Origin of the sequence: Arcticibacter svalbardensis MN12-7 (genome assembly GCF_000403135.1) — a bacterium.
Taxonomy (GTDB): Bacteria; Bacteroidota; Bacteroidia; order Sphingobacteriales; family Sphingobacteriaceae; genus Arcticibacter; species Arcticibacter svalbardensis.
Map to the genome: position 1 here is coordinate 21,769 of NZ_AQPN01000022.1, position 24,537 is coordinate 46,305.

The window sequence follows — 24,537 nt, forward strand, 5'->3', positions numbered from 1 at the left end:
AGCAAACATCTATTAAGTTGGGAAATTACTTCTAAATAACCAATTACACGAGAAATTTTGTGAATAATAACCAAAACAGCAACACTTGTTTCCTGTTTGCTTTTTATGGAATAATTAAGCGACCTTAGTTTTTTAAAAACTCATTCCAAAATGTCAGACCAAAACATAAAAAACCACATCAGATTCTATGTGCCTCATCACTTTATATTTTATCCCCTGATTCTGGCGCTTACCATTTCCAGCGTTTACTATTTGATCACACAGTCGCAGGACCGCGTTATATTCAGTTTTATAACGGCCATACTTATCCTGATCGGATGGCTTTCCTATATGACAAGGCAGCATTATGCACTAAACAATCAAAACCGGATTGTTAGGTTAGAAATGAGATTGCGGTATTACCAACTTACGGGTCAGCCATTTGAAATTATTGAAGATCAGTTATCTTTCTCCCAGATAGCAGCATTACGGTTTGCTTCCAACACCGAACTGGTAACTTTAATTAAAAGGAGTATTCAAGAGAATTTACAACCAAAAGCCATCAAACAAGCCATTCAACATTGGATCCCCGATCACATGCGCGCCTAAAAGCGTACTTGTTTTAATTTTAGAGTTTTAAAATATGTTTACTTAGGATCTGGTAGACTTCATTAATACTATCGCCCCTTTTGAACTCTTTTTTAATAGGGAGCTCCTCTCCTTTGATCCAAATTCTCAAATCCGCTTCCAGATCCATAATTCCAGCACTTTCTTTTGAGAATTTCCTGATACTGGTATATGGAACAGTTAAATAATCTATTTTAGAACCCGTAATACCTTGTTTATTTACTAAGATGAGCCTCTTATTCGTAAAAATAAACATGTCGCGTATTAACTTGAAAGCCTTTTCAACAAATTCTCCTTCAATCATTAAGGGCTGAAACTCTTTCGCTATGGCATCCAGAGAAACTTCTGAGGCATGCCCCATTAAACCATCAAATAATCCCATTTTTTATATGTATTTTGTTTCTCCTAAATTAACCATATTAAAAGAAATTTAAACCCCTATGATTAACTAGTATTCACACAATACCTCGTACTTATTTTTCTCGCACATTATACCCACCTCCTCCGCACCTTCTCCGCACCTTGTTCGCTCCGATGCACATAAACTGCGTACCAGGTGAAACTTATATCCCTCTCAATTATAACGCTGCTAATTCTCAAACTTATTTGTGTGTCTTATAGGAAAAAAGTATCTATGGAATCGATCCTAAATCTCCTGTGTCTTAAAAGTAATTTGATGATGCGAATCAAGCTTTTGAAGCAGCGTGATCAGTTCAAATTTTTCCGTTTCACTGATGTTACCTGAAACAATATGACTTGCTTTCCTGACTTTAGCCATTACTTCATTCAATGCCGTTGAACCAACCTGCGTTATTCTAATAATTTTGCCCCTTCTGTCCTGCTCATTGATATATTCTTCGACAAATTTTTGCTGAAGCAGCCGATTAATAATTTGAATTCCGGTTGTTTTATCCAATACGTTACGATCAACCAATTGAACCTTCCCCATTGGGCCTGAATGTAGCAGGTTGAGCAAAAATATGACTTCATCAATTGTTCGGAATGGCGATTCCAGAATAGCCATTTTACTATAGTGTTTGGCATATCTGCTTAAATGTAGAAGTAAGCTGTTTAAAATGCTATCTGCTGTCCGCCCTTCTTCCTTTCCTTGCCACACGGGTTCAATAATTGATTCCTCCTTTGCTAATTTAATATAAAGCCAACTGACAAACACCTGAAGATCATCACTTTTAAGCGTCTCTTTATTTTCAATCTCAAACTCTTCTACCTGAGTAATCAGCTTTTGTAACAATATATAAGACATAAAAAAAAATTTAACTTGAATATTTACAATAATAAGAAATATTAGTACGTTTACATTCATAAATTAGTACATTTAAATACTAATATAAATTATATGATGGATAAAGATATTTCTTTTTTAAAGGCTTCTCACCATGTCATACTAGTTGATAAATTCGACAAGGAAGTTGGCTATTGTGAAAAACTTGAAGCACATAAACTAGGGTTGCTTCATAGAGCCTTTTCCATCTTCATTATTAATGATGATGGAAAAATGCTTTTACAGAAAAGATCCAGAATAAAGTATCATTCAGCGGGACTGTGGACCAATGCATGCTGTAGCCATCCGGGACCTCAACAGTCCATTCTGGAGTCTGCCTCTGTGAGACTAACTCTCGAAATGGGTTTTGAATGCGATCTTCAGCTCGTTGACCACTTATTGTATAAGCATGGTTTCAAAAATGGATTAATTGAACATGAGTATGACCACATTTTATTGGGATACTACTCTGGAAAAGTAGTCCCCAATCCTTTAGAAGCTAGTCAATACAAATGGAGCTCGTTAGAGGACATCGAATTGGCTTTATTGAAAGATGAAAAGAGCTTTACCTTTTGGTTCAAACATGCTTTACCTAAATTAAAGTTCCACCTAAAACATTTAAACATAGCCTGACAAAATGCATATCTATGCATAAATATTAATTCTTATTCAAACTTAACAACCTCCCGTTAGTTTAAAGAGAAACATACAAAATAATAAAATGCAGGAAGAACGTACAATTGCAGGAGAAACCGAAGACCAAATTTGGCAACAGGTCGATGTTGACTTTAGGCCAGCAAATGACCTTTTAGATTATCACGTGGTACTGGATCAGGCCGGAAGACGAATTTTGTTGGATATGGGCATTGATTTAGGTGGAGGTTTTGAAAGTGGCAGTGCATATACAACCTTTAGTGCCTATCTATATGGCCGAAGTCCCTTTCGCTTTTCTATTCATAAACAAGGATTTATTGATGAAATAGGTAAGTTTTTCGGCATGCAGGATGTAGTTCTTGGCTACCTGGAGTTTGATGAAAAGTTTATTGTTAAAACGAACAGTGAAGTAAAAGCAGCTGAAGTTTTTGCTGACGATAGGGTAAGAAAAGTTCTTCTTAGCTATCAGGATCTGGAGTTCGGCATTGTAGAATATGCAATGGAAGATAGCACGGAGAAAGCTCCTTTTCTCGAACTTAAGATCGAAGCAGGCATAACTGACCCGGTTTTACTCCGTGAAATATATTCTGCCTTTTATTCAGTGATTCAGACTATTGATTAGTCTGATCCGGTATTCCGGCTAAAATTTTATTAATTTCATCTTCCGTAGCGCGTAGTCTGGACTGGCAGAATTGGATCAGTACAGCTGCCCGCTTTACTCTTTCGGCTAAAAGATCTACAGATACCTGCTCATTGTTGATTTCCTGATATATTTTATCCAGTTCAGCATAAGCACTCTCGTAAGTTAGTTCATCCATCATATTATAGTTTTTTTATTATTTCAGCCTCGTAACTGCTGGTTTCTTGAATAATTTCTATCTCTTCCCCTGGGTTTAATTTCTCATTAACGACATAAGTGCCATTCTTCTTGATTAACACAAAACCTCGTTTGAGAAGTCTTTGCGGACTTAAGCTCTGAATATGGTCTTGCAGGTATAACAGATTTTTCTGCATTGCAGTAAAATAAAAAGGCAATCGAAAACTAATTTGCAAAGATTTCTGCTCAAGCTTCAGCGCCTCATTTTTCAATACCCGAAACACGGATGGAACTAAATTAGATTCCACTTGAGACAGCTGGAACGTCTTATTTTGTAAGGCCTCCTTCGTAATGGAAAATAATTTAGATTGGAGCATTAAAAACTGATTGTTACGCGAAACATACAATGACATGGCGGTTTTATTGATTGATTCAGACAATAAATTAAGCCTGCTTTCAAACTGAGCATTGTAATCTATCATGTACTGGGCAGCCATGGTGGGTGTTTTCATGTGGATCCTGGCAAAGAAATCTGCTATTCCCTGATTCATTTGATGCCCGATACCCGTCAATATAGGGATTGGAAATGTCGCAATGCGAAGCGCCAGGTCATAGTCATCAAAAGGTAGAAAATCAGCAGGTGCCCCTCCTCCCCTGATTAAAACCGCAACATCATACTTTTTACCTGAGGCTAAAATTTGATCCATTGCCTCCATGATAGATATTGTAGTTGAATAACCATGCACCAGTGCCTCATATATGTCGGTATGAAAGCGATAGTCACGATCGTTATTCTTGATACAATGCATGAAATCGGCAAAAGCATCTGAAGATAAAGAAGTGATCACTGCTACACGTTGAATAACTAAAGGAATGGGCAACAGTTTATTTGGTGTCGAATAAATACCATCCCTCAGCAGAATCACACCCGGATTTTTAAGAAGTAATCGCTCCAGCGTTTGTTTACGCTGAAGCTCAATACCTCCAATTGTAAGTTCAGCATCCAGTTCCAAAAGATTTAAACTCAATCCATATACGGGATGGTAGTTTACTGTGGCCCTAAGTCCTATCTTAATTCCATAAGCAAACTTCTGACCAGTAGTCTTTTCGAAGTCTGCAATAGCCTGGGTGCCCTCTCCGTAAAATGCAGTACCTCTTATTTGTGCAACCTTTTGTCCGCTACTTAACTGAATGAGTTCAAAATAGACATGTCTGCCTACCTTGCGTACCCCTGCCAGTTCAGCTTTAATCCAATAACTTTCAGGGAAAGAATATTTGAGCTTTCCCTGGATGTTAAGGAGAAATTGTTGCAGACTGAGGTAAGATTGCATGTGTACTTTAGTTTTGTTTTGTCTTAGCAGTCGTTTTATCCTCTGGCAAAAGAATTAATTTGATCAGATTTTTACCACTTAAATAGGTATTAGCTGCTGCTTTTAAGCTTTCAGGCGTAACCTTTTTTAATGCCTCTACATAAGTAAGAATTTGATCCGGATCTTCCTGTAATTGATAAGAAGATGATAGATACCCTGACCAAAAACCATTTTGCTTAAGCTGTACTTCGGTACTCCGCTTTTCTTCAGCAAGGAATTTTCCTATGTCTGATGCTTGTGCACCATTTGTTTTCAATTTGTTAATCTCATCGAGCGTAGCAGCAATCAGCTTATCTACATTTTCGGGACCGCAGCCAAAGGATACCGTAAAGGAAAATTTGTTTTTTGGAAACTTGGTATAACTGGCTCTTGCACCCGGACTGTAAACACCGCTTTCCTCTTCACGCAAACGATCAATTAATTTAATTTGCAATACCTCTGCTAAGGCGTCTATTTGATTATTATTTTCTGCGTTGTAGGTATAATATCCACCGAATACCAAACGAACAGTTGCTTTAGGTTCTTGTCCCTTGTATACCTTTTTCTCAAGCAATCCTAAGGGAGCATTAATATTTAAATCTCTGGCTTCTTCAACTCTTTTTGTTGTAGGCAAAGATCCCAGATATTGTTCGAGCAAAGGTTTAATTTTCTCAATGTCAAAATTACCAACAAAGCTGAAGGTAAAGTCACCCGCATCAGCGAAACGATCTTTATACACTTTAAGCACCTGATCTGCCTTAACCTGGTTTAATTTTTCAAGAGTAGGTCCGGTGCGTCTCACATTATGATTTCCCATTACAGCGGATATCGTATCACTGAACACACTATTTGGATCATCAGAACGATTAGCCAATGCACCTCGTTGCTGTTGAATAACAGATTGGAAAATTTCCTGATCTAAGCGTGGTTGTGTAAAATACAGGTTAATCAGCTGAAAAGCTGTTTCCAGGTCTTTAGGCGCAGAAGATCCGGCAATACCCTCTGTCCTTTCGGTGATATATGGGTTTATAGATACCAGCTTTCCATTCAATAACTTAGGTAGTTGAATAGAATTGAAAGAAGCCAAACCACTTCTCGCAACTAAGGCACTGGCCCAAGAGGCAGATTCATATAAAGAGTCAGGGTATAAAGAGGTACCACCCGGACTAAAGGCATTAATCAGGATCTCATCATTTTTAAAATCAGTAGGTTTTAAAATTACCTTTACTCCATTACTTAGAGTCAATTCTGTAAAACCTACCTTATCATCCTTTTTCTCCGCAACAATCTTTCCTGGCTGAGGTTTAACATCCATTAACGGTTTATCGGATATCTGGTCTATATATGCCAGAACATTTGAATTTGTAACGTCCTTAATCCAGGAATTAACGATAGCTTCTTTAGGCAAACTTGCAAGATCTTTTTCGGGTGCCATAATAATTACATCACGGTTTACATCGGTGAGGTACCTTTTGGTCAATCCATTCACTTCTGCAAGGGAAACCCCAGGGAGTGTCTTTTTTGCATAGTTGTATTCATATTCAATACCGGGACTAGCAGATCCTTTTAAAAACAGCTGCACGTATTCCTGTACATAATTCTCAGAACTGGTTTTATCTTTTTCTTTTAAAGCGGCTTCCATTCCGGTTAGGTAGGTTTCCTTAACACGATTCAGTTCAGTGGAGGTAAAACCAAATTTCTTGACCTTTTCCAGCTCTGTAAATACGGCCTTAAATCCTTTTTCAAGTTCACCAGGTTTAGCTACCACTACAGCAGTTGCAGCATCAAGACCAGCAAGGAAATTGCCGATATCGCTTCCGCCCTGAAGAAAAGGAGGATCAGCCTGTTTCATCAATTCGGAAAAGCGGGCATCCATCATTTGATTATATAGGGATCTGATGATACTGTTCCGAAGATCAGTTGTGGTGATGATTTCAGTTCCAGGATGTTTGATGATCACTTGCGCAACGGTATACTGCATTTCTTTATCCGTTACGGCAATAAACTGATTTTTATTAAGCAAAGGGATTTTATACTCTATTCTTTTGGGGGCATTAGCGGGGTTCTTAAGATCAGAGAATTTATCCTTGATCATTTTTTCCATCTGAGCCACATCAATATCTCCTACAACAATTAATGCCTGCAAATTAGGACGGTACCAGTCTTTGTAAAACTGTGTTAATGTAGCAGGTTTAAAGTTATTTAATACTTCATCCGTTCCAATAGGTAAACGTTTTGCATATCGTGATTGATTTAAGATAGCCGGAAGATACTTGTTCTGCATTCTCTCCTGTGCTCCTTTTCCTAAACGCTTTTCTTCGAGAACCACTCCTCTTTCTTTGGTTATTTCGGAGGGGTCAAGTAAGGCATCCTGTGCCCAGTCGCGCATAATTTGCATACCATTTTTAAGCAGTTCAGGGTCGTCTGTAGGAAGTGGCAATTGGTAAACAGTTTCGTCAAAGCTGGTATAAGCATTCAAATCTGCGCCAAAACGAATACCAGACTTTTGCAGATAATTAACCAATTCATTTTTAGGATAGTTTTTGGTGCCATTGAAGCTCATGTGCTCCATAAAATGCGCCAGCCCCTGTTGTGTGTCATTCTCTAAAATTGAACCGGCTTTTAAAGCCAGGTACAGTTGCACACGATTTTTGGGCTCAGTATTTTTACGGATATAATAGGTAAAGCCATTGGCTAATTTACCGGTTCGGACCTGCGCATCGAGTGGTATTTTCGTCTGTGCGGATCCAAAAAAAGAGCTCATAACCAGTGCTACGAGCATAAAAATGATTCGATTAAGATAGTTCATCTGCAATATAAATTGGGATAAGATCAATTAAGTATTTATTATCAAAGGTCATTATGACACTAATTTAAAAACATTATCTTTACAAGAGTTATTAACCAAAGTTTAAACGTAAATCACTACTTGTCTGTATGTATAATCAAAAAATTTAACTTGATCATCTTTGGCCCGCTATCCTTATTAAGCCTCCAGTCCATTGCTTCAAACAATCAGATTAATTTAAAGGATACCACTTTCAAATCAAATGGAAATCCTATTATCAAACACAAATATACTGCAGATCCTGCGGCGATAGTTTATAAAGATAAGGTTTATATTTATACAGGCAACGATGTAGCTCCGGCAGGGAAAAGTAGCTATGTGATGCACGATTGGTTATGCTTTTCATCTTCAGATCTGGTAAATTGGACGGAACATCCGATACCTTTACGAGTAACTGATTTTAAATGGGCTCAAGATGATACATGGGCATCGCAGGTAATCGAACGTAATGGGAAGTTTTACTGGTATGTAGCAGTGGAACACGGCACTATTCATGTCAAATCAATCGGTGTAGCCGTATCGGATAGTCCTACCGGTCCTTTCAAAGATGCCCGCGGCTCTGCTATTATTACCAATGACATGACTAAAGCAGCATCTATCTCCTGGGACGACATTGATCCTACAGTTATTATTGACGATCAGGGACAAGCCTATCTTTTCTGGAGAAATACGGCCTGTTACTATGCTAAGCTTAAACCGAATATGATTGAGCTTGACGGCCGGATAAATACCATTAAGCAGGTAATTCAAATACGATTCATCAGGCCATCATTGACTTTAAAGGCAAAAGTTATTTTTTTATCATAATGGTGCTTTATCTGCGAATGCAGGTAGTTTTCACCGTTCGGTATGTATAGATGAATTGTTACAATAAAGATGGCACCATTAAACGTGTGTTTATGACTTCAGAAGGGTTAAGGCTATTACATAAAGTGCTTAAAATGGACTTTAACTAGGCAGATATGCCTGATACTTCTGTGCCATAATGAATCACCTTAATGGTACTCACTCCACCCGGTTGCTTGCCAACCTGAATTTGGGTAGCTATACGCTCCTTGAGGGCTTCCACGTGAGAGATAATGCCAATGGTCTTTCCATTCGCCTGAAGGTTCTCTAATGCTGAAATTGCCACATCCAGGGTATCGGCATCCAATGTCCCAAAACCTTCATCAATGAACAGGGAGTTAATTTGGGTTTTGCGACTTGCCAAATCAGACAATCCAAGTGCTAAAGCCAGACTCACTAAAAAGCTTTCACCACCTGAAAGTGTGGCCATTGGTCGCACTACATCTGCCTGATAACCGTCTATTATCTGAATTTCCAGATCTTTAGCCGGAGTTTTAAGAATCTGATACCTATCGCTGAGCTTTATGAGGTGAATATTTGCTAGTTCTGTTAGGCGGGCAAGTGTTAAACCCTGAGCAAAATTACTAAACCGCCTTCCATTGTCTGAGCCAATTAATACAGACATTTTTTGCCATCTGTCATATTCAAACTTCTGGGCCTTTGCCTGTTCGACTAAATCTTTCGATTTCAACTTCAAACGGGTATCTTCATCCAGTTTTTGTTTAGTTACACCCATCTGCTGGTTTAATGAAGAGGTCAATTCCCCAAAAGACTCTGCTTGTTCATGAAGTTCTTCATCAGAAAGTGTAGTTAGATTTTTGTTTTTTTCTGTAAGAAGTTCATCTAAAGTGCTTTTCAGGACTTGCTTCCCGGTTGCAATGGACGTAGCTATACCTTTCTCTAATGCAGATAAACGTTCAGCTGTGGAAGGATCAAGAAACAAAGCATTTAGCTCTTCAAGAGAAGGAATTCCCTTTTCTAACAGATTGATTTTAAGTTGTAGAGTGGATTGATCAATAAGTACACGGAGCTGTTCTAAGTCGGTTTGATACTGCCCTATTTTTGTTTCTGTAATCTGCAAGGTTGCCGTACAGCCATTTTCTACTGCCCTTAGTTTTTCTACCCGATCTCTTTCCATCCGCAATAAACCGGTTAGACGCTCGCGTTCCAAATCAGGGTTCTTATCCCCAAAAAGCTCTGTTCGTTCCGAGGTATGAACACTCAATTGGTTCTTTTCCTGATTAAAGGCTTTTGACCGCTGATCATAGAGGAGCTTTTTCTCCAGGATAGCCTCTTTGGTACTTTCCAGATAGGATGCCAGCTCAGTCCTTTTAAGTATATGGGTCTGAACGGAACGCGTATTTGTGCGAAACTGATCTGCCCTTTCATTCAGCGTAATACTAATTTCAGCACCAGTACCGGTTAGTTTGAAGGGAGTTAGAAGGTCTTTGATCTGATTTTCTGCCGTTACATAAGCTGCCTTGATTTGTTCCGTATCATTTTGCAGTTTCAGCATTTGATCTTCCACCTGCTTGAACTGAATCAAGCTGGATTCTAATCGTGTGCCATTGTTTTCAATGGCATGCTGAGTATCAACACAGGCTGATTGGAAAAGAGCGATCGTCTTTTGTAATTCCCTTAATGTCTTAATCTTTTGCTGTAGCGCATCCAGCTCGTTTTTCTTTTTATCAATAACCGCTTCAATTACGGCTGGTTTATCTAAAGAAAGCGAAACGGGTAATAACTTATTTTGCGAAGTAAACTCTTCTTCTTGCTTTGAAAGACGGTCTTCAAGTGCTTTTAGTTGATCTTTAGTGGTTGATAAGTTGACACTCAACCCTTTTACATCAAGACTGGCTCCATTTACTAAATCTGTTAATTTCTTGACTCGTAGTGCATGCACATCTCTTTCCTGTTCAGCCAGATTGACCCTACTTTTATAATGACCATGCACAAAAGGATGTTCGGTAGAGCCGCATAATGGACAGGGTTGATCTACCTGGAGCTGATCACGATCCGCATCATAATTCTGGATCCGTAATTCAATTTCTACCTTTCTTTTATAATCCTCCAGGATCAGATCAGCCGCCGTTTTTTCCTGTTGTAAGCCAGTTATAAGATTGTTCTTAGTATCAAAAGACTGCTGATATTCGTTTAGCTGCTTATTTAAGTCTTTGCTGTTTTGTTTGGATAAGGAGATATCTTTGGCAAGTTTAAGTTGACCCTGACAAATCCCGATGATGGAGGGTAAACCGGAAGCAATTACTTCTAATTCCTCTAAAGGCTGACCTTGGGCTACTTTTTGTTGATAAGAATTTAATTTATCTGTTTTAATGATTAAATCCTGTTTTAAACCCTCAATTGTTTTATTTGTGCTTATTGAAAATTCATTTATCTTTTTCTTTTCATTCAGTGCATTTGTAATACCTAATGAGTTGATCTGAAGCAACCTTTCCGCAGTTAATAACTCCTTTCGATACTGTTCATACAGGAGAATCGCTTTATCAAGATCCTGATCGTGAGGATTGTTCAAAATCCAATCTTCCAGCTCTTTGATAGCGCCTTCTACTTTTAGTAATTCGACAGATCGCTGCTCTTGTTCTTTCTGCTTCAGATCAAGCTCTTTTTCTGCATCATGGAGTAAAGATTCGGTGCGAAGGAACTGCCCCTTAATTACCTCTATAGCAGCATCTTTGCGCGACACTTCCTGTAATAAAGGTTCCACTTCCTTTAACACACTTTCTTGTTGTTCAGCTGATTTTTTAGCAAGTAAAAGATCTTGCTGCGCCTTTTTTAACTGCTCCAGAATAACGGGAAAATCAAGTTCCAATTGATCTAATGAAGCTTGTTTGATTATCTGCTGTTCCGTTTGGGTTTTTATTTCCCTAAGAGCTGGCCTAAACGATTCTGCTACCTGATGAGATGCCAGCCGTTCGAAATCTTGCTCATGCTGCAGGTATAAGGCTGTTTGTTCATCTAAAGATAGTTTCTGGTTGATCTGTTGCGCGCTGAGTTTAACAAGGCCTGAAAGCCAGTTTCGCTTTACATTCACTTCCTGCAGAGAAGTTCTTATGTTTTTATCTGCAACAATGAGTTCTTCGAGGGAAAGCTGAAGTACCTTTATTTCCTCATCAGATAATAATTCAGTGCTATTGAGCTGCAATTTTAGATTTTCAAGCTTATCCTTTTCAGTTCTCGCCCGGTCATACACATATCTGGAGATGTCTGAATAAATCGCCGTATCTGTAATGCGTTCTAACAGTTCACTCCGCTCATTTTCTTTTGATTTCAAAAACTGCGTAAAGTCGCCTTGCGAAAGCATCACCGAACGTAAAAATTGGTTATAATCTAATCCGCATAGATCTACAATATACTGTAATACCTCTGCCAATGGGTGATTGATAATGACTTCAGAAGAACTTAGATCAATAAGCTCCATTTTATGCGTTTGAAGTGTGCCCTCTACCTTACCCCTACTCCTTCTTTGCGACCATTTAGCGCGGTATGATTTATCTTTTACTTCAAATTCAACTTCTGAAAATGACTCTGCCGTATGGCGTGTCATATTTTCAGATACATCGCGATCGTGACGATGTACACGGCCATACAACGCTACTGTAATAGCATCAAGAATAGTCGTTTTGCCGGCACCTGTAGGTCCTGTAATCGCAAATAGACCACTTTCAGTAAAGGGATATTCATCAAAGCGAATCTGATGTTCACCCTTAAGCGAATTTAAATTCAAAAAGCGTACACTTAATATCTTCATTATTAATCTTTTTGATCCATATGCTCCAACACTTCATTAAACATGTGCATCAGATCGGTGTAATCTGCATCGGGAAGTTCCGATTCACAGCGTTTCAAAAAAACAGTTTTAGGATCAAGCTCATTCAAAGCGCTAGCTATGATCTGTTGTTCATTCAAACTTTGACTTTGTCGGCTCCTAATCTGCCGCGGAAAGAAGCGCTCTATAAAAGGTTTATTTTTTTTCAGTTGATCCAACTGCTCATCCAGATCATTAATGAATTTATCGGTATCAATTTGTAGCTCTATCCAGGCAGGAAACCGGAGTGCTTGATCCTCAAGCAAATCAATCTGTTTTTTTATGGCATCCATACTTCCTTTCATACGAATGAGCCGCCTGCTGGAAGGAACGATCAGCTCCTCAATATGCAGGTTCTGCGTTTGATCAAATTCAAGAATAAGCACTTGTTTATGATCCTCTGTCTCCGAAAAGCTTAATGGAATTGGTGATCCGGAATAACGTACATGATTCATTTTATTGACAATCTGGGGACGGTGAATATGCCCCAGGGCCACATAATTGAATTCTTCCGGAAACTGATCACCACAAATCTGTCCCAGGTTTCCAACATGTATTTCTTTCTCACTATCAGATGTACTGGATCCAGCAGCAAAGAGATGCCCTGTAGCAATGACAGGGATTCCTTGTTGTTTGAATGTGGTAATATGCTCTCGGAAGTTATTATAATGCGCACAAATGCCTTGTTTAATCCGTGCTTCACGATCAAGGGAAGACTCCCCAGCCACAGAAAGCCGTACATCGCGGTCACGCAAAAAGGGAATGGCACAGATCACTAATTGTATTTCCTGCTGTGCATTTCTGATCGGAATGATCTGATCATTAATATCAGGTGGAACCCCTCCTATGACATGAATATTAAAAAATCGCAACAGCTCTTTAGGGGCGTTTAATGTACTGATCGAATCGTGATTGCCGCCAATGATAATCACTTCCCGGCAACAGGTACCCTTCACTTTCCACAGGAAATTATAGTATTGCTGCAATGAGGCATTGGAAGGACTGCCTGTATCAAATATATCGCCCGCTATAATAAGCACGTCAATGCAATGGCTATTGAGTTCCTCAATCAGCCAATCCAGAAAATACTGATGCTCTTCTGTTCGTTCACACTGTTCTAATCTTTTACCTAAATGCCAGTCGGCGGTATGAAGGACTTTCATATAAAACAAACTTCGTGATATGATCGCTATTTACGCATACAATTTTTCATTTTTTAGATTTATTAAAAAACTTAGCTTCCCAATCGAGATCATTAAAGAAAGTATTGGCCCTGTGAATATTCGGGATTCCTGGAAAAAAAGATTGAATTTACCGATCAAATACAACCATGATTTAGCCTAATCATAAATTATGTCTACATTGGCAAACATTAACAAGTCAAACATAACACCTGCTTATTCCTTTACTATATAGTACAATTTGTCAAAACATAATTTCAACTAATAACAATAAAACAATTTAGATTTAACACCATGACAATCTTATTTAATACAGACAAAAATATAACCGTAAGCGAAAAATTTGATGCTTCGTTAACTACCTTAATTACTAATGAATTAACCAGATTCACTGATCACATTACAAGATTAGAAGTTCATATTTCCGATGAAAACGGAAGTAAAGAAGGGCCCAACGATAAACGCTGCATGATCGAAGCACGTCTTGAGGGACTACAGCCTATTGCTGTAACCGGTCAGGGAGACAGTACAGAACATGCCGTTAAAGGAGCTGTGGCAAAGCTAAAAGCAGCCCTTGATACCGTAGTTGGAAAATTAAAGAGCCACTAATTCAACAATATTTAAAAATATTTGATGGATAATTCTCATAATTTTCCATCCTTTTATAATCCTGGTTAGTCCTGAAACTTTTTAATTTAATAAACACCATTGTTTTAAATAAAACGTTCAATAAGAAGGAACCTTATATTATGGCTTATATTGATTATTACAAATTACTTGGTGTTGAAAAGAACGCTACAGATAAAGATATAAAAACCGCTTACCGTAAATTAGCCCGCAAGTACCATCCTGACCTTAATCCTGATAATAAAGAAGCGAATTTAAAGTTTCAGCAGATAAATGAAGCCAATGAGGTATTGAGCGATAAAGAAAAACGCAAAAAGTACGATCAATATGGAGAACATTGGCAAAACTCTGAAGCCTATGAACAGGCACAGCAGCGAGGTTCTTCGTATAACCCGGGGACTTCAGGAGGAACCAATGCCACGGGAGGTTATGATTTTGATGGATTTGGTCAAGGTGGAGATTTTTCTGATTTTTTTCAATCAATGTTTGGAGGTAATAGAGCATCAGGTAATAAAAGGCAGGCCAAATATCGTGGTCAGGACTATCAGACCGAACTTCATTTAAGTTTGCTGGATACTGTCGAAACACATAAACAGACCTTGTCTGTAAACGGTAAAAGCATCCGAATTACTATTCCAGCCGGTATAGAAAATGGTCAGGTAATTAAAATCACAGGGCATGGAGCACCCGGTGCGAACAATGGACCTGCTGGAGATCTCTTGATTACATTTCTAATTCAGGATGACCCTCACTTTAAACGAGATGGCAAAGATCTGTATAGCACCGTTCCATTGGATCTTTACACTGCTATACTAGGTGGAGAGATCGTTACCGAGACTTTAAATGGGAAAGTGAAAGTGAAGGTAAAACCGGAAACACAGAATGGAACAAAAATTAAGCTTAAAGGAAAAGGGTTACCGATATATAAAAGTGAAAACGTATTTGGCGATCTTTATGTCACCTATTCTATTCAAATACCGGTAAATCTGACCGATAAACAAAAAGAATTATTTAAAGAACTTGCTCAATTATAATTGAAGAAAATGGCAACAGAAGAATTAATTAAAGCAACCGTTTTTTGCACCTATCATGAAATTGACTACTCTTTTATCCTTTTATTGGAAGAATCGGGTCTACTCGACCTTCAACTGGTAGAGGAAGAAAAATTCATTTCGCATAGTCAACTGCAGCAACTCGAACAAATGACAAGGCTTCACCAGGACCTGGAAATAAATATTGCAGGTATAGATGCGATTGTAAATCTTCTTCAACGCATGCAGGAAATGCGGGAAGAGATGGAGAGTATGAAAAACAAACTCCATTTTTATGAATAGGTTATTTTTGTTTATTTTAAATATTCGGGCATTACTTCTCAGCCCCTCTGATATTACAGTTAATCATTTTAAGATTTTCTACCCGAGATGATTTATAAGCTCTGACGTATAAACCGTATTTTACTCTCGTGTTATACCATTTCACCATGAGCTTTAAACAAATATGGCTCCCTAGTCAGAAGCCATCAAACAAGTTATTACCCCTTCTCCTTACCCATTGCTTCACCCTTTAAATACACTTGAACAAATCGTTCGGCATACTCACGGATCATATCCCGTACTTCATTAAATAGGTTCCTTACTTCCTCCTCTGTTCCACTTGTCTTAGCCGGATCGGGAAAATCACAATGAAGTTTAACCGCTTTTGAAGGGAAAAAAGGACAGTTTTCCTTGGCGTTATCACATACAGTAATCACATAGTCAAACTCGACATCCTGGTATTCATTTACGTTATTTGAGGTATGACCCGAAATATCTATCCCATCCGCTTTCATGGTTTCAATTGCCTTTGGGTTAACCCCATGTGTCTCTATCCCTGCACTATATATTTTTGCAGTATCGCCAGCAAAATGTCTTAAATATCCTTCGGCAATCTGACTGCGGCAGCTATTGCCTGTACATAATACTAATACTTTTTTCATATAAATACGGTTTGGCTTCTTCGTTCTAGTAACATGGAATTTCTCCACACCCCATTCATCTGACCTATTTTTTCCCTGTAACCCACTTCCCGAAATCCTGTTTTTTTGTGAAGTGCTATACTGGCGGTATTTTCCGGAAAGATCCCGGATTGAAGTGTCCAGATCCCATGTTTTTCACTATCGGCAATCAGTTGATTCATCAGCAACTTACCGATCCCTTGTCTGGAAAAAGCAGAGGACACATAAATACTTACTTCAGCCACTCCTGCATACACACATCTGGAGGACACGGGTGATAATACTGCCCAGCCAGTGATTGTACTATCCTTTAAAGCGACCAACCGGCAATTAGACAAGTGACTGGCATCCCATTCCTCCCAGGTCGGTACATCCTTTTGAAAGGTTGCATTGCCTGTAAGAATCCCTTGGCTATATATTTCCCTGACCTGTGGCCAGTCCTGTACGAGTAATTCTCTGATGATCATAATACAAAGTTATCGACTAGCTATCATTTTGTTAGCAGCATCCCTTTGGATCCTGATAAGAATTGAAGAATACATTCATTTCTTTTGCCAGCAAGTTCCAGGCTTTGGGCTCTATGCAATAACATACCTTGACTCCTTCTATCGTTCCCTGAATAATTCCTGCATTCTTTAATTCTCTTAAATGCTGCGAGATAGTGGGTTGTGCTAGTCCTAACTCGTCGACTAAATCGCCGCAGATACAACTATTTGCCTTGATAATAGATTGTAGAATAGCTATCCGGGCAGGATGGGCCATTGCTTTTAACATAGTGGCAAGCTGATTCTGCTCTTCTGTGAAGATCTCTGTTTTTGTAAGTCCCATAACGCATTGCAATATTACGATTAAATAATAATGAAATCAAATGTAATACACTGATTTATAAAGTATCCATTTTAATAGCATAAATAACCGGATATATTAAATCAGTACACCAAATTTTAAAACAGCTTGACATTCAATTAATTTTCGTTCCGGCTTGTTTACTTACAAAACGTGTTTATTTTTGTATATTATTTTTTACTTAAAAAGCGTTTTAAAGACATGAAACCAGGAGACAAAGTAATTTGCATTAATGCGCTTATTGACGCCAATAAAAAGGAGGAGATTAGACGCGATTTCGAGATTTGGGTTACTAAAGATAAAGAATATACAATCAGGGAGATCCTGGATAATAAAGGCATTGTAACAGGCGTACTTTTAGAAGAAATTTATAATATTCCAAAGTTTTTCAAGCTCATTAACATGAATCAAGAGCCTGCTTTCGCAATATGGCGCTTCAGAAAACTAAATTATGCTACCGCAGCTGCTGCTGAAGAACATGAGGCAGAATTGGTTGAAGTGGAAATTGAACGAAAAAAAGAAGCTTTGCCTTTAAAACAAAAGCCTTAACCCGAGGGATTTTGTTTTAAGAGCTTAGGTTGATACCGGATCAATTCATTGGCCATACCTTTGAATATAAACAAATGGAAGGGCCACATCGCATACCAGTATAAACGGCCCCATAGTCCCCTTGGACGGAAAGTAGCCGTTTGTATCAGGGTATTTCCGCTAGGATCCGACTTATCTATACAGAATTCCAGCCATGCTTCGCCAGGCAACTTCATTTCGGCATAAAGCAGGAGTCGCCTTTTCTCTTTGTCAGCTAGTAATACACGCCAAAAATCAAGGGTATCACCGGCAAGAAGGGAAATAGGACTGCGCCGTCCTCGCCTCATACCTACCCCTCCTACTACTTTGTCAGCAAAACCGCGCAGTTTCCATAGAAAGTTTAGATAATACCATCCCCGGTTTCCACCTATTCCCCAAATATTATCCAGCACTTCATTGGAGTTTCGCTTGAATACTACTTTCACTTTGGAACTCACTGTACCGTTTTGAGGCACCTTTACCTGGTTCATGAAAGTTGTTTCGAGGTAACCTTTATTTAAAGCGTCTTTCCAGCTGGAGACAATGGAGTTTTGTTCTATTTTAACAAAGGCCAATTTTAAAGACTCTCTGTAGGTCAGACAATCGCCTGGTATGATTTTCTTGATAAGGTCGTTGTGGCAAACCACTTCGTTCTTCATACTCTCTACCAGTGAACTGGCTAAAGAAAACGGAACTGAGGTTACCAAATTGAGCCAGTAAGAGGATAGCTTGGGAGTAAGAAAGGGTACGTTGAGAATATATCTTTTTAAATTCCTTGATGCAGCATAGATCAGGAGCATTTGCTGATAGGTCAGAATATCGGGTCCTCCTATGTCAAAGGCCTTCCCGTAACTCTCCTCTTTATGCAGAATTCCTGTCAGATAACGAAGTACATCACGGATCCCTATAGGCTGACATCGTGTAAGAACCCATTTGGGGGCAACCATGACAGGAAGTTTCTCTGTCAGATCGCGGATAATTTCAAACGAAGCACTTCCAGAACCAATTATAATGGCAGCACGCAAAACAGTGCATGGAACTTTGCTTTTATTGAGTACATCTTCTACAGCCAAACGGGATGATAGATGTTTTGATAGCTTTTTATCATTGACGATACCGGTTAAAAAGATCACTTGCTTGCAATTAGTCGAATCCATAGCCTGAGAAAAGTTCTCCGCTGATGTTTTTTCTGTATCGCTAAAATCGCCTTTAGGAGATGACATAGAATGCACCAGGTAATAAGCGGCTTCAATATCGCGGGGAATCTGGTCCAGCCCCTTACCGGAAATAAGATCTGCTTCGATGATATGAACGTGTTCAGACAAATCTACTTTTTGTATGAAACGTCTTTTATCGCGTACCATGCAGACTAAATCATGCCCATCTTTTAATAATAATGGAATTAACCGGGTTCCGATGTAGCCGTTAGCACCTGTGATCAATAATTTCATAAAAACTTAAAATCTATATCATAGCTATAACAATGCAATGAATTCTTTGTTAGGCAAAAGCATCTTATTACATTAATATGCTTAAAAATACTTCTGTTAAAAAGTTTAATTGATACATTTGAATACTCAAACAAAGCAAACCCATGAAATCATTATTTAAGAAAATACTTTACACTTTCTTGCTAATTACTTCTGTATCATACTCTTCATTTGCAGTGAATGTAGTGGATAGTGATTTAAGCAATACAGCGGGATCAAACTCGGGACACAGTAATGCAACCATCTATGCTTTTATCGTGATCTTTTTAATTCTGGCGGCTACTGCTCCCTTTTATGATAAGAAGGCCAAAAAAAGCAGCAACGAAAAATAAAGAAATCAGCTTTAGATAGACAATTCTAAAAATAATTAAAAATAAATCATTTTGTTGAAACCAAAAGGTAAGTTTCTACGTTAATATATTCGATAAGGTTTAGGTGCCCTTGCTATACTCATTATAGCAGGGGCTTTTTTTTGACCTTAATTATATAAGAATACCCCTGCTATTAAGGCTGCAAAGAGCGTATTCAGAAAATTTACCATGTTATTATTGAGTATAAATCTACGTTCCAGAGTTGCCCCTAATATAGAATCCACTATGTTTCCTAAAAATCCCGCTATTAAAATCAAGAAGACATAGGCTGAAAAACCAAAGCATACAGCATAAATCAGCGAAATAAATGTACTACCTGCAATTCCGGCTAGGGTTCCTTCCAGACTCACCACACCATTTTCGCCTCTAAGATCTTTTTTCCAGGTAATGATATGATAATAATTTTTACCGTAGACGTTACCAAGTTCGGAGGATACCGTATCAGACGTTGCAGCAGCGAATGAAGAGGCTAACATCACCTCCCACATGAACTGATTAGATGGATAAAAAAAGGCAAAGATTGCAATAAAAGCCGGTACTCCTGCATTTGCGAGTACCTGAAAGGCTGATCTTCTGCCTTTATTCGTTTCGGAAAGGCCTGCCAAAACTTTTTCTTTGAGTTTCCAGGCAGTGGCAATAACGGCTATAATAAAAAATGATGCCATCGTAAGCAAGCCCCCATATCCGATTCCTGCAAACAGGAGCAACCCAATTATACCTCCGGTTAATGATGCTCCAACGGTCAGCTTTTTAGTGGATACACTAAAATACATCCCCAGCATCAATATGGAAATTAAAAGAAAATAGTCCGGTTTCATCAATTAAAGGTAAGCCTTAACAGGGACATAATAGTTTTTGTATCACCTGTATAAGAAGATTGAAAAGTACTTAAAACGGGTAACAATTTTAATACAAAGCATTAAATCAAGCAATTAGGTTCATTAAGCAGCTAAAAATATTTTATCTTGCAAAAGATCAAAACCAAAATAAGGCAATTAAAAGTTTTATAAAATAATAAGATCGGCCTTACGTTACAATAGCATTATGTAGAACCATTTTAAACCATCGAAATCATATGGATGATATCTTAATTATAAATCTAAGGCATTTATTAATTCACAGTTTGAATGAAACCAGATTTTATGATCAGGCTATTGATCTTGTGAAGGTTCCTTCATTAAAATCATCTTTTGCCAAATATTTATGGATGAGAGGGGAACATATTGTTGGAATCCGTTCGTATTTACTTCGGTCAAATTGCCGGTTAAATGAACTCAACTTTCCACAGTGTCCAGATCCGGCTGCATGGGAAGCGTTTAAAAATACCATTGTTAAGCATGATAGTCAGGCTTTGATGCGTTGGGGTATGCAAAAAGGTAAACAGACCCTGCGTAAGTATGATTCTGCGCTCTCTAATATATCCAGCGATATTAAGTTACAGACTATGCTTCATCATCACATGATGGATATTAAACATTCCCTGGATTCTCTTTCTTCAATAAAAATCATTACTCATTAATATTATTTGTGCTTTTTATCGTTTAAGTGTTTGCTTTGTAAAACAACTAGTTTAATTTTACCTTGTGCTAGTATACGCGTACAATGTATTATAAACTAGAAATACTTAAATCTTTTAATTATGCAGGAATTAGAGCCATCTGTTCTAAACAAAATTAATGAGTGGCTTCAGGGAAGCTATGATAATGAAACGAAACAACAGATTCAAACCTTATTAGATGAAAAGTCTTTTACCGAATTAACGGATTCTTTTTACAAAGATCTTGAATTCGGAACAGGTGGTCTGCGTGGACTAATGGGACCAGGGTCAAACCGTATAAACAAATATACGATTGGCTCGGCAACACAGGGTTTAGCTAATTTTCTTAAAAAAACATATCCAGAAGAGCAGATTAAAGTCGCCATTGCACATGACTGCAGAAACAATTCTGCTTTCTTTGCTGAAATTACGGCTGACGTGTTTGCTGCTAATGGCATCTATGTTTATTTCTTTCAGGAATTACGTCCTACTCCTGAGCTATCTTTTGCTATAAGGGAACTGGGATGTAAAAGTGGGGTGATGTTAACGGCATCTCATAATCCAAAAGAGTACAATGGCTATAAAGCATATGGTTATGACGGTGGACAGTTTGTGAGTCCTGCAGATACCGATGTGATGACAGAAGTTTCTGCCATAAAAAGCATAGATGATGTAAAATTCATGCCTCTGCCGGGACATCTTGAACTTCTGGGAGAAGAAATGGATGAGCTTTACTTGAGCAAAATTATTAAGCTGAGCATATCTCCGGATGCTATCGCAAAACAACGGGATCTTAAAATCGTATATTCTCCTATTCATGGGACAGGAATTACATTAATTCCAAAGGCTTTAGCCCTATTCGGTTTTACCAATGTGCACCTGGTTGAAAAACAAGTTAAACCAGATGGTAATTTCCCAACTGTAATTTATCCGAATCCAGAAGAAAAAGAAGCATTAACGCTTGCGCTGGAAAAAGGTGCAGAAGTGGATGCGGATTTGATTATGGCTACTGATCCTGATGCGGATCGGATTGGGATTGCTATTAAAAATAATGATGGAGAGTTCATTCTATTGAATGGAAATCAGACCGGAAGTTTATTGATCAATTATCTTTTGACTGCATGGGCTCAAAAAGGCCTGTTCACCGGTAAGGAATACATTGTTAAAACGATTGTTACCTCTTATTTAATCGATGAGATAGCAAAAGCTAAAAATGTAGAGTGTTACAATACCTTAACCGGATTCAAATATATTGGTGAACTCATTACCCGTTTTAAAGACGAGAAGGTTTTCATTGGTGGAGGTGAGGAAAGTTATGGGTATCTGATCGGCGACCTGGTTAGGGATAAAGATGCCGTGGTTTCTGCTGCATTTATTGCTGAAATGACTGCTTTTTATAAAAACAATGGCAGCAGTTTATACAATGCCTTATTGGATATGTATTTACAATATGGCCTGTATAAGGAAAAATTAGTTTCGGTAACCAAGAAGGGTAAAACCGGCGCCGAAGAGATCAAGGCTATGATGGAGCGGTTCCGTAATACTCCTCCTACTTCTTTGGGTGGTTCAAATGTAATTACCTTGAAAGATTATGAACTTAGTGTTCAAACGGACTTGATAACAGGAATAAAAACTCCTATTGATCTTCCTACATCAGACGTGTTGCAATTTGTGACTCAGGATGGCAGTATTATTTCTGCCCGTCCATCTGGTACAGAGCCTAAGATTAAGTTCTATTGCAGCGTTAAAACACCTTTACAGGATAAATTAGCATATGAGCAAAAAAGCCAGGAGCTTGAGGTGAAGGTTGATGCTATTATGAGTGATCTGGGAGTTTAGGCTCGCTAATCATTAACATAAAAAAGAGGTTGTATCTATTTTAAAATTGATCAACCTCTTTTTTATTATCTATATTGGGCTTTTTAAAATAGTAAAGGATGCGTATAGTTTATGGTCTATGGCTTTTTTATATAAAACTCATTATCCCTTCATTAGTCGTTTCAATTGCGCTATCCTGTTTAATGACAGCAGCAAGCCATTTTCTAGTTGGTATAGGAGTTTCCTATATATTTTTAACTCCAACATTCCATTACCTTACTTATGAACTTAGAAACCCCAATGAATACTACTTCTATTACAACATAGGCCTTAGTAAGTTTATTTTATGGACGAACACACTGGTTATTAGCACAATTATAGGAATGTTATTTATGCTGATATGAGCGAACTACACGTTGATAGCATTAGAAAACGATTTGGAGATAAACAAATCCTCAATGATATTTTCATCTCTTGTAAGCCCGGGCAGATTATTGCCCTCTTAGGAAGAAATGGATCGGGAAAGTCTACCTTATTAAAGATAATTTTCGGGTCTTTAAGTGCCGATAATAAATTCATTAAAGTCGATGATAGAAAGATAGATTCACTATATCAAAAGAGAAAACTAATTCACTATTTAGCTCAAGACAATTTCCTGCCTAACCATGTTAAGATCAAAAATATCATCCGCTGTTTTTGTGATACAAAAAATGCTGCCCTGATAATGGGGAATGATTTAATCATACCTTTTTTGCAAAAGAAAGTGAATCAGTTATCAGGAGGTGAAAAAAGAATAATGGAGATATTGCTAGTGGTTCATTCCAATGTAAAATATGTATTGCTTGATGAACCGTTTAATGGGAGTTCTCCATTACATATTGAAATCATTAAAGAGCTAATTAAAGAACATTCAAAAAATAAGGGCTTCATCATTACTGATCATGATTATAAAAATGTATTAGATATATCATCAACGGTTATTTTAATGGATAGTGGAAATACCAGAGTGATCAAAGAGTTCAGTGAATTAATAGATTATGGGTATCTACCTGCAACATCTGAAAGGACACAGCACCCTTAATATTGAATGATAGCGTCTTTACTGTTTTTCCGATCCTTAATGCCGAATCCTGATCAAGATTAGTTTGTTAATATGTTAACAAAAATTAAACCTATTGTGTATCTCCTTTTAACTACCTTTATATCAGGATCAACAATTGCTTTTTAAGTTTTTGTTCTTTCATATATGTAATCGTAAAATCATGACCTGGAAAAAATTTAGTGGAGAAATTATCCCTAGTTCTATACATGAGGCAGTGGAAAACGCAATTGAAAGAGAGTATAGACAAGGAAACAAATTAAAAGTGTGTATTGGCACAGATTCGCAGGTGAAAGGACCTGTTACGGATTATGCCACAGTAATCGTATTCATTCGGGAAAAGAAGGGAGCATTCATGTTCATCCATCAGGACCGCAGTTCCATTAAGATGAGTATCAAAGAACGCATGTTAACAGAGGTGCAGAAGTCTATTGAGGTAGCTTATTCACTATGCGACTTGCTGGACCTGTATCATGTCGATCTGGAAGTACATGCGGATATCAATACAAATCCGATGTTTAAGTCAAACCAGGCTCTTCATGATGCGATGGGATACATACTCAGTATGGGATTCGTGTTTAAAGCCAAACCTGAAGCATTTGCCAGTTCTGCCTGTGCAAATAAAATGGTACATTAAATTAAAAACTCAGATTGGGTTAATGCCCAATTAGAGGTTTAACGCTAATTTTGTATATTAGCAATATGCAGGGTTGGGGATTTTTATACGCTTTATTTTTCTTATCGCTTTTTTCATTTCTGAAAGGGCAACCTTTTGACCTG

Annotated in this window: 26 protein-coding genes; 14 read left to right on the plus strand and 12 right to left on the minus strand. The window is 38.0% G+C overall.

Features of this window, described 5'->3' with window-relative positions:
• Positions 1-150 precede the first annotated feature (150 nt).
• The gene (locus tag ADIARSV_RS02825) at positions 151-588 is read left to right on the plus strand and encodes a DUF6526 family protein (protein WP_016193851.1); all 438 of its coding nucleotides are present in this window, start codon (positions 151-153) and stop codon (positions 586-588) included.
• A gap of 19 nt (positions 589-607) precedes the next feature.
• Here ADIARSV_RS02825 and ADIARSV_RS02830 read toward each other — a convergent pair whose 3' ends face one another.
• Positions 608-988, minus strand: a complete 381-nt coding sequence (locus ADIARSV_RS02830; RefSeq protein ID WP_083936512.1) for a PH domain-containing protein — start codon at positions 986-988, stop codon at positions 608-610.
• Positions 989-1,252: 264 nt separating this feature from the next.
• Positions 1,253-1,870, minus strand: coding sequence for a MarR family winged helix-turn-helix transcriptional regulator (locus tag ADIARSV_RS02835; RefSeq protein ID WP_016193853.1), 618 nt, complete (start codon positions 1,868-1,870; stop codon positions 1,253-1,255).
• Between the two features lie 93 nt (positions 1,871-1,963).
• On the opposite strand from ADIARSV_RS02835, the gene idi reads away from it, so the two are divergent.
• Positions 1,964-2,521 (plus strand): isopentenyl-diphosphate Delta-isomerase, encoded by a 558-nt coding sequence (idi, locus tag ADIARSV_RS02840; protein ID WP_016193854.1) that lies wholly within the window; start codon positions 1,964-1,966, stop codon positions 2,519-2,521.
• 88 nt (positions 2,522-2,609) lie between these two features.
• Positions 2,610-3,164 carry a hypothetical protein gene (locus tag ADIARSV_RS02845; protein WP_016193855.1) on the plus strand — a complete coding sequence of 185 codons (555 nt, stop codon included), beginning with the start codon at positions 2,610-2,612 and terminating at the stop codon, positions 3,162-3,164.
• On the opposite strand, the gene xseB is transcribed toward ADIARSV_RS02845, so the two are convergent.
• From xseB to ADIARSV_RS02860, 3 genes are read right to left on the minus strand one after another with little or no spacing between them, the layout of a single operon-like run.
• Positions 3,154-3,363, minus strand: a complete 210-nt coding sequence (gene xseB, locus ADIARSV_RS02850; protein ID WP_016193856.1) for an exodeoxyribonuclease VII small subunit — start codon at positions 3,361-3,363, stop codon at positions 3,154-3,156. The genes ADIARSV_RS02845 and xseB overlap by 11 nt on opposite strands.
• Position 3,364: 1 nt before the next feature.
• The gene (gene xseA, locus ADIARSV_RS02855; protein WP_016193857.1) at positions 3,365-4,690 is read right to left on the minus strand and encodes an exodeoxyribonuclease VII large subunit; all 1,326 of its coding nucleotides are present in this window, start codon (positions 4,688-4,690) and stop codon (positions 3,365-3,367) included.
• A gap of 7 nt (positions 4,691-4,697) precedes the next feature.
• Entirely contained in the window at positions 4,698-7,517 is a 2,820-nt protein-coding gene (locus tag ADIARSV_RS02860) for a M16 family metallopeptidase (RefSeq protein WP_152439750.1), read from the minus strand.
• Between the two features lie 150 nt (positions 7,518-7,667).
• On the opposite strand from ADIARSV_RS02860, the gene ADIARSV_RS02865 reads away from it, so the two are divergent.
• The gene (locus tag ADIARSV_RS02865) at positions 7,668-8,363 is read left to right on the plus strand and encodes a family 43 glycosylhydrolase (RefSeq protein ID WP_016193859.1); all 696 of its coding nucleotides are present in this window, start codon (positions 7,668-7,670) and stop codon (positions 8,361-8,363) included.
• 145 nt (positions 8,364-8,508) lie between these two features.
• Here the strand turns inward: ADIARSV_RS02865 and ADIARSV_RS02870 are convergent, their stop codons facing one another.
• Positions 8,509-12,171 carry an AAA family ATPase gene (locus ADIARSV_RS02870; protein ID WP_016193860.1) on the minus strand — a complete coding sequence of 1,221 codons (3,663 nt, stop codon included), beginning with the start codon at positions 12,169-12,171 and terminating at the stop codon, positions 8,509-8,511.
• Positions 12,172-12,173: 2 nt separating this feature from the next.
• Positions 12,174-13,391, minus strand: a complete 1,218-nt coding sequence (locus tag ADIARSV_RS02875; protein WP_016193861.1) for an exonuclease SbcCD subunit D C-terminal domain-containing protein — start codon at positions 13,389-13,391, stop codon at positions 12,174-12,176.
• A 312-nt stretch (positions 13,392-13,703) separates the two neighbouring features.
• On the opposite strand from ADIARSV_RS02875, the gene ADIARSV_RS02880 reads away from it, so the two are divergent.
• From ADIARSV_RS02880 to ADIARSV_RS02890, 3 genes are all read left to right on the plus strand, one after another.
• Complete coding sequence (locus ADIARSV_RS02880; protein ID WP_016193863.1) at positions 13,704-14,018, plus strand: HPF/RaiA family ribosome-associated protein; 315 nt, start codon at positions 13,704-13,706, stop codon at positions 14,016-14,018.
• A gap of 140 nt (positions 14,019-14,158) precedes the next feature.
• Positions 14,159-15,070, plus strand: a complete 912-nt coding sequence (locus ADIARSV_RS02885; RefSeq protein ID WP_016193864.1) for a DnaJ C-terminal domain-containing protein — start codon at positions 14,159-14,161, stop codon at positions 15,068-15,070.
• A 9-nt stretch (positions 15,071-15,079) separates the two neighbouring features.
• Positions 15,080-15,370, plus strand: a complete 291-nt coding sequence (locus ADIARSV_RS02890; protein ID WP_016193865.1) for a chaperone modulator CbpM — start codon at positions 15,080-15,082, stop codon at positions 15,368-15,370.
• Between the two features lie 197 nt (positions 15,371-15,567).
• Here the strand turns inward: ADIARSV_RS02890 and ADIARSV_RS02895 are convergent, their stop codons facing one another.
• Genes ADIARSV_RS02895 through ADIARSV_RS02905 form a run of 3 tightly spaced genes read right to left on the minus strand, consistent with a single transcriptional unit; the run spans position 15,568 to position 16,857 of the window.
• Positions 15,568-16,011: an arsenate reductase ArsC gene (locus ADIARSV_RS02895; RefSeq protein ID WP_016193866.1), complete on the minus strand. Its 444-nt coding sequence runs from the start codon at positions 16,009-16,011 to the stop codon at positions 15,568-15,570.
• On the minus strand, positions 16,008-16,496 hold the full coding sequence (locus ADIARSV_RS02900; RefSeq protein ID WP_016193867.1) for a GNAT family N-acetyltransferase: 489 nt from the start codon (positions 16,494-16,496) through the stop codon (positions 16,008-16,010). The genes ADIARSV_RS02895 and ADIARSV_RS02900 overlap by 4 nt, the downstream gene beginning before the upstream one ends.
• Positions 16,497-16,527: 31 nt before the next feature.
• Positions 16,528-16,857, minus strand: a complete 330-nt coding sequence (locus ADIARSV_RS02905) for an ArsR/SmtB family transcription factor (protein ID WP_016193868.1) — start codon at positions 16,855-16,857, stop codon at positions 16,528-16,530.
• A 219-nt stretch (positions 16,858-17,076) separates the two neighbouring features.
• On the opposite strand from ADIARSV_RS02905, the gene ADIARSV_RS02910 reads away from it, so the two are divergent.
• The gene (locus ADIARSV_RS02910) at positions 17,077-17,424 is read left to right on the plus strand and encodes a hypothetical protein (RefSeq protein WP_016193869.1); all 348 of its coding nucleotides are present in this window, start codon (positions 17,077-17,079) and stop codon (positions 17,422-17,424) included.
• Here ADIARSV_RS02910 and ADIARSV_RS02915 read toward each other — a convergent pair.
• On the minus strand, positions 17,421-18,893 hold the full coding sequence (locus tag ADIARSV_RS02915) for an SDR family oxidoreductase (RefSeq protein WP_016193870.1): 1,473 nt from the start codon (positions 18,891-18,893) through the stop codon (positions 17,421-17,423). The genes ADIARSV_RS02910 and ADIARSV_RS02915 overlap by 4 nt on opposite strands.
• A gap of 143 nt (positions 18,894-19,036) precedes the next feature.
• On the opposite strand from ADIARSV_RS02915, the gene ADIARSV_RS02920 reads away from it, so the two are divergent.
• Complete coding sequence (locus ADIARSV_RS02920) at positions 19,037-19,264, plus strand: hypothetical protein (protein ID WP_040298909.1); 228 nt, start codon at positions 19,037-19,039, stop codon at positions 19,262-19,264.
• A gap of 146 nt (positions 19,265-19,410) precedes the next feature.
• On the opposite strand, the gene ADIARSV_RS02925 is transcribed toward ADIARSV_RS02920, so the two are convergent.
• Positions 19,411-20,121 (minus strand): DUF92 domain-containing protein, encoded by a 711-nt coding sequence (locus ADIARSV_RS02925; protein WP_040298910.1) that lies wholly within the window; start codon positions 20,119-20,121, stop codon positions 19,411-19,413.
• A 305-nt stretch (positions 20,122-20,426) separates the two neighbouring features.
• Here ADIARSV_RS02925 and ADIARSV_RS02930 point away from each other — a divergent pair, with 305 nt between their 5' ends.
• The 5 genes from ADIARSV_RS02930 to ADIARSV_RS02945 all read left to right on the plus strand — a co-directional run bounded on the left by ADIARSV_RS02930 (position 20,427) and on the right by ADIARSV_RS02945 (position 24,394).
• On the plus strand, positions 20,427-20,822 hold the full coding sequence (locus ADIARSV_RS02930; protein ID WP_016193873.1) for a hypothetical protein: 396 nt from the start codon (positions 20,427-20,429) through the stop codon (positions 20,820-20,822).
• 120 nt (positions 20,823-20,942) lie between these two features.
• On the plus strand, positions 20,943-22,679 hold the full coding sequence (locus tag ADIARSV_RS02935; RefSeq protein WP_016193874.1) for a phospho-sugar mutase: 1,737 nt from the start codon (positions 20,943-20,945) through the stop codon (positions 22,677-22,679).
• A 98-nt stretch (positions 22,680-22,777) separates the two neighbouring features.
• A complete protein-coding gene (locus tag ADIARSV_RS21410; RefSeq protein ID WP_152439751.1) occupies positions 22,778-23,062 on the plus strand; it encodes a hypothetical protein in 285 nt (94 codons plus the stop codon).
• Positions 23,059-23,739, plus strand: a complete 681-nt coding sequence (locus ADIARSV_RS02940; RefSeq protein ID WP_016193875.1) for an ATP-binding cassette domain-containing protein — start codon at positions 23,059-23,061, stop codon at positions 23,737-23,739. The genes ADIARSV_RS21410 and ADIARSV_RS02940 overlap by 4 nt, the downstream gene beginning before the upstream one ends.
• 181 nt (positions 23,740-23,920) lie before the next feature.
• Positions 23,921-24,394: a ribonuclease H-like YkuK family protein gene (locus ADIARSV_RS02945; RefSeq protein ID WP_016193876.1), complete on the plus strand. Its 474-nt coding sequence runs from the start codon at positions 23,921-23,923 to the stop codon at positions 24,392-24,394.
• Positions 24,395-24,537: the final 143 nt, after the last annotated feature.

Excerpts from the sequence above, each read along its gene's own strand:
- ADIARSV_RS02825 (WP_016193851.1), top strand. The coding sequence starts at position 151 with ATGTCAGACCAAAACATAAAAAACCACATCAGATTCTATGTGCCTCAT.
- ADIARSV_RS02830 (WP_083936512.1), bottom strand. The coding sequence starts at position 988 with ATGGGATTATTTGATGGTTTAATGGGGCATGCCTCAGAAGTTTCTCTG.
- ADIARSV_RS02835 (WP_016193853.1), bottom strand. The coding sequence starts at position 1,870 with ATGTCTTATATATTGTTACAAAAGCTGATTACTCAGGTAGAAGAGTTT.
- idi (WP_016193854.1), top strand. The coding sequence starts at position 1,964 with ATGATGGATAAAGATATTTCTTTTTTAAAGGCTTCTCACCATGTCATA.
- ADIARSV_RS02845 (WP_016193855.1), top strand. The coding sequence starts at position 2,610 with ATGCAGGAAGAACGTACAATTGCAGGAGAAACCGAAGACCAAATTTGG.
- xseB (WP_016193856.1), bottom strand. The coding sequence starts at position 3,363 with ATGATGGATGAACTAACTTACGAGAGTGCTTATGCTGAACTGGATAAA.
- xseA (WP_016193857.1), bottom strand. The coding sequence starts at position 4,690 with ATGCAATCTTACCTCAGTCTGCAACAATTTCTCCTTAACATCCAGGGA.
- ADIARSV_RS02860 (WP_152439750.1), bottom strand. The coding sequence starts at position 7,517 with ATGAACTATCTTAATCGAATCATTTTTATGCTCGTAGCACTGGTTATG.
- ADIARSV_RS02870 (WP_016193860.1), bottom strand. The coding sequence starts at position 12,171 with ATGAAGATATTAAGTGTACGCTTTTTGAATTTAAATTCGCTTAAGGGT.
- ADIARSV_RS02875 (WP_016193861.1), bottom strand. The coding sequence starts at position 13,391 with ATGAAAGTCCTTCATACCGCCGACTGGCATTTAGGTAAAAGATTAGAA.
- ADIARSV_RS02880 (WP_016193863.1), top strand. The coding sequence starts at position 13,704 with ATGACAATCTTATTTAATACAGACAAAAATATAACCGTAAGCGAAAAA.
- ADIARSV_RS02885 (WP_016193864.1), top strand. The coding sequence starts at position 14,159 with ATGGCTTATATTGATTATTACAAATTACTTGGTGTTGAAAAGAACGCT.
- ADIARSV_RS02890 (WP_016193865.1), top strand. The coding sequence starts at position 15,080 with ATGGCAACAGAAGAATTAATTAAAGCAACCGTTTTTTGCACCTATCAT.
- ADIARSV_RS02895 (WP_016193866.1), bottom strand. The coding sequence starts at position 16,011 with ATGAAAAAAGTATTAGTATTATGTACAGGCAATAGCTGCCGCAGTCAG.
- ADIARSV_RS02900 (WP_016193867.1), bottom strand. The coding sequence starts at position 16,496 with ATGATCATCAGAGAATTACTCGTACAGGACTGGCCACAGGTCAGGGAA.
- ADIARSV_RS02905 (WP_016193868.1), bottom strand. The coding sequence starts at position 16,857 with ATGGGACTTACAAAAACAGAGATCTTCACAGAAGAGCAGAATCAGCTT.
- ADIARSV_RS02910 (WP_016193869.1), top strand. The coding sequence starts at position 17,077 with ATGAAACCAGGAGACAAAGTAATTTGCATTAATGCGCTTATTGACGCC.
- ADIARSV_RS02915 (WP_016193870.1), bottom strand. The coding sequence starts at position 18,893 with ATGAAATTATTGATCACAGGTGCTAACGGCTACATCGGAACCCGGTTA.
- ADIARSV_RS02920 (WP_040298909.1), top strand. The coding sequence starts at position 19,037 with ATGAAATCATTATTTAAGAAAATACTTTACACTTTCTTGCTAATTACT.
- ADIARSV_RS02925 (WP_040298910.1), bottom strand. The coding sequence starts at position 20,121 with ATGAAACCGGACTATTTTCTTTTAATTTCCATATTGATGCTGGGGATG.
- ADIARSV_RS02935 (WP_016193874.1), top strand. The coding sequence starts at position 20,943 with ATGCAGGAATTAGAGCCATCTGTTCTAAACAAAATTAATGAGTGGCTT.
- ADIARSV_RS21410 (WP_152439751.1), top strand. The coding sequence starts at position 22,778 with ATGCGTATAGTTTATGGTCTATGGCTTTTTTATATAAAACTCATTATC.
- ADIARSV_RS02940 (WP_016193875.1), top strand. The coding sequence starts at position 23,059 with ATGAGCGAACTACACGTTGATAGCATTAGAAAACGATTTGGAGATAAA.
- ADIARSV_RS02945 (WP_016193876.1), top strand. The coding sequence starts at position 23,921 with ATGACCTGGAAAAAATTTAGTGGAGAAATTATCCCTAGTTCTATACAT.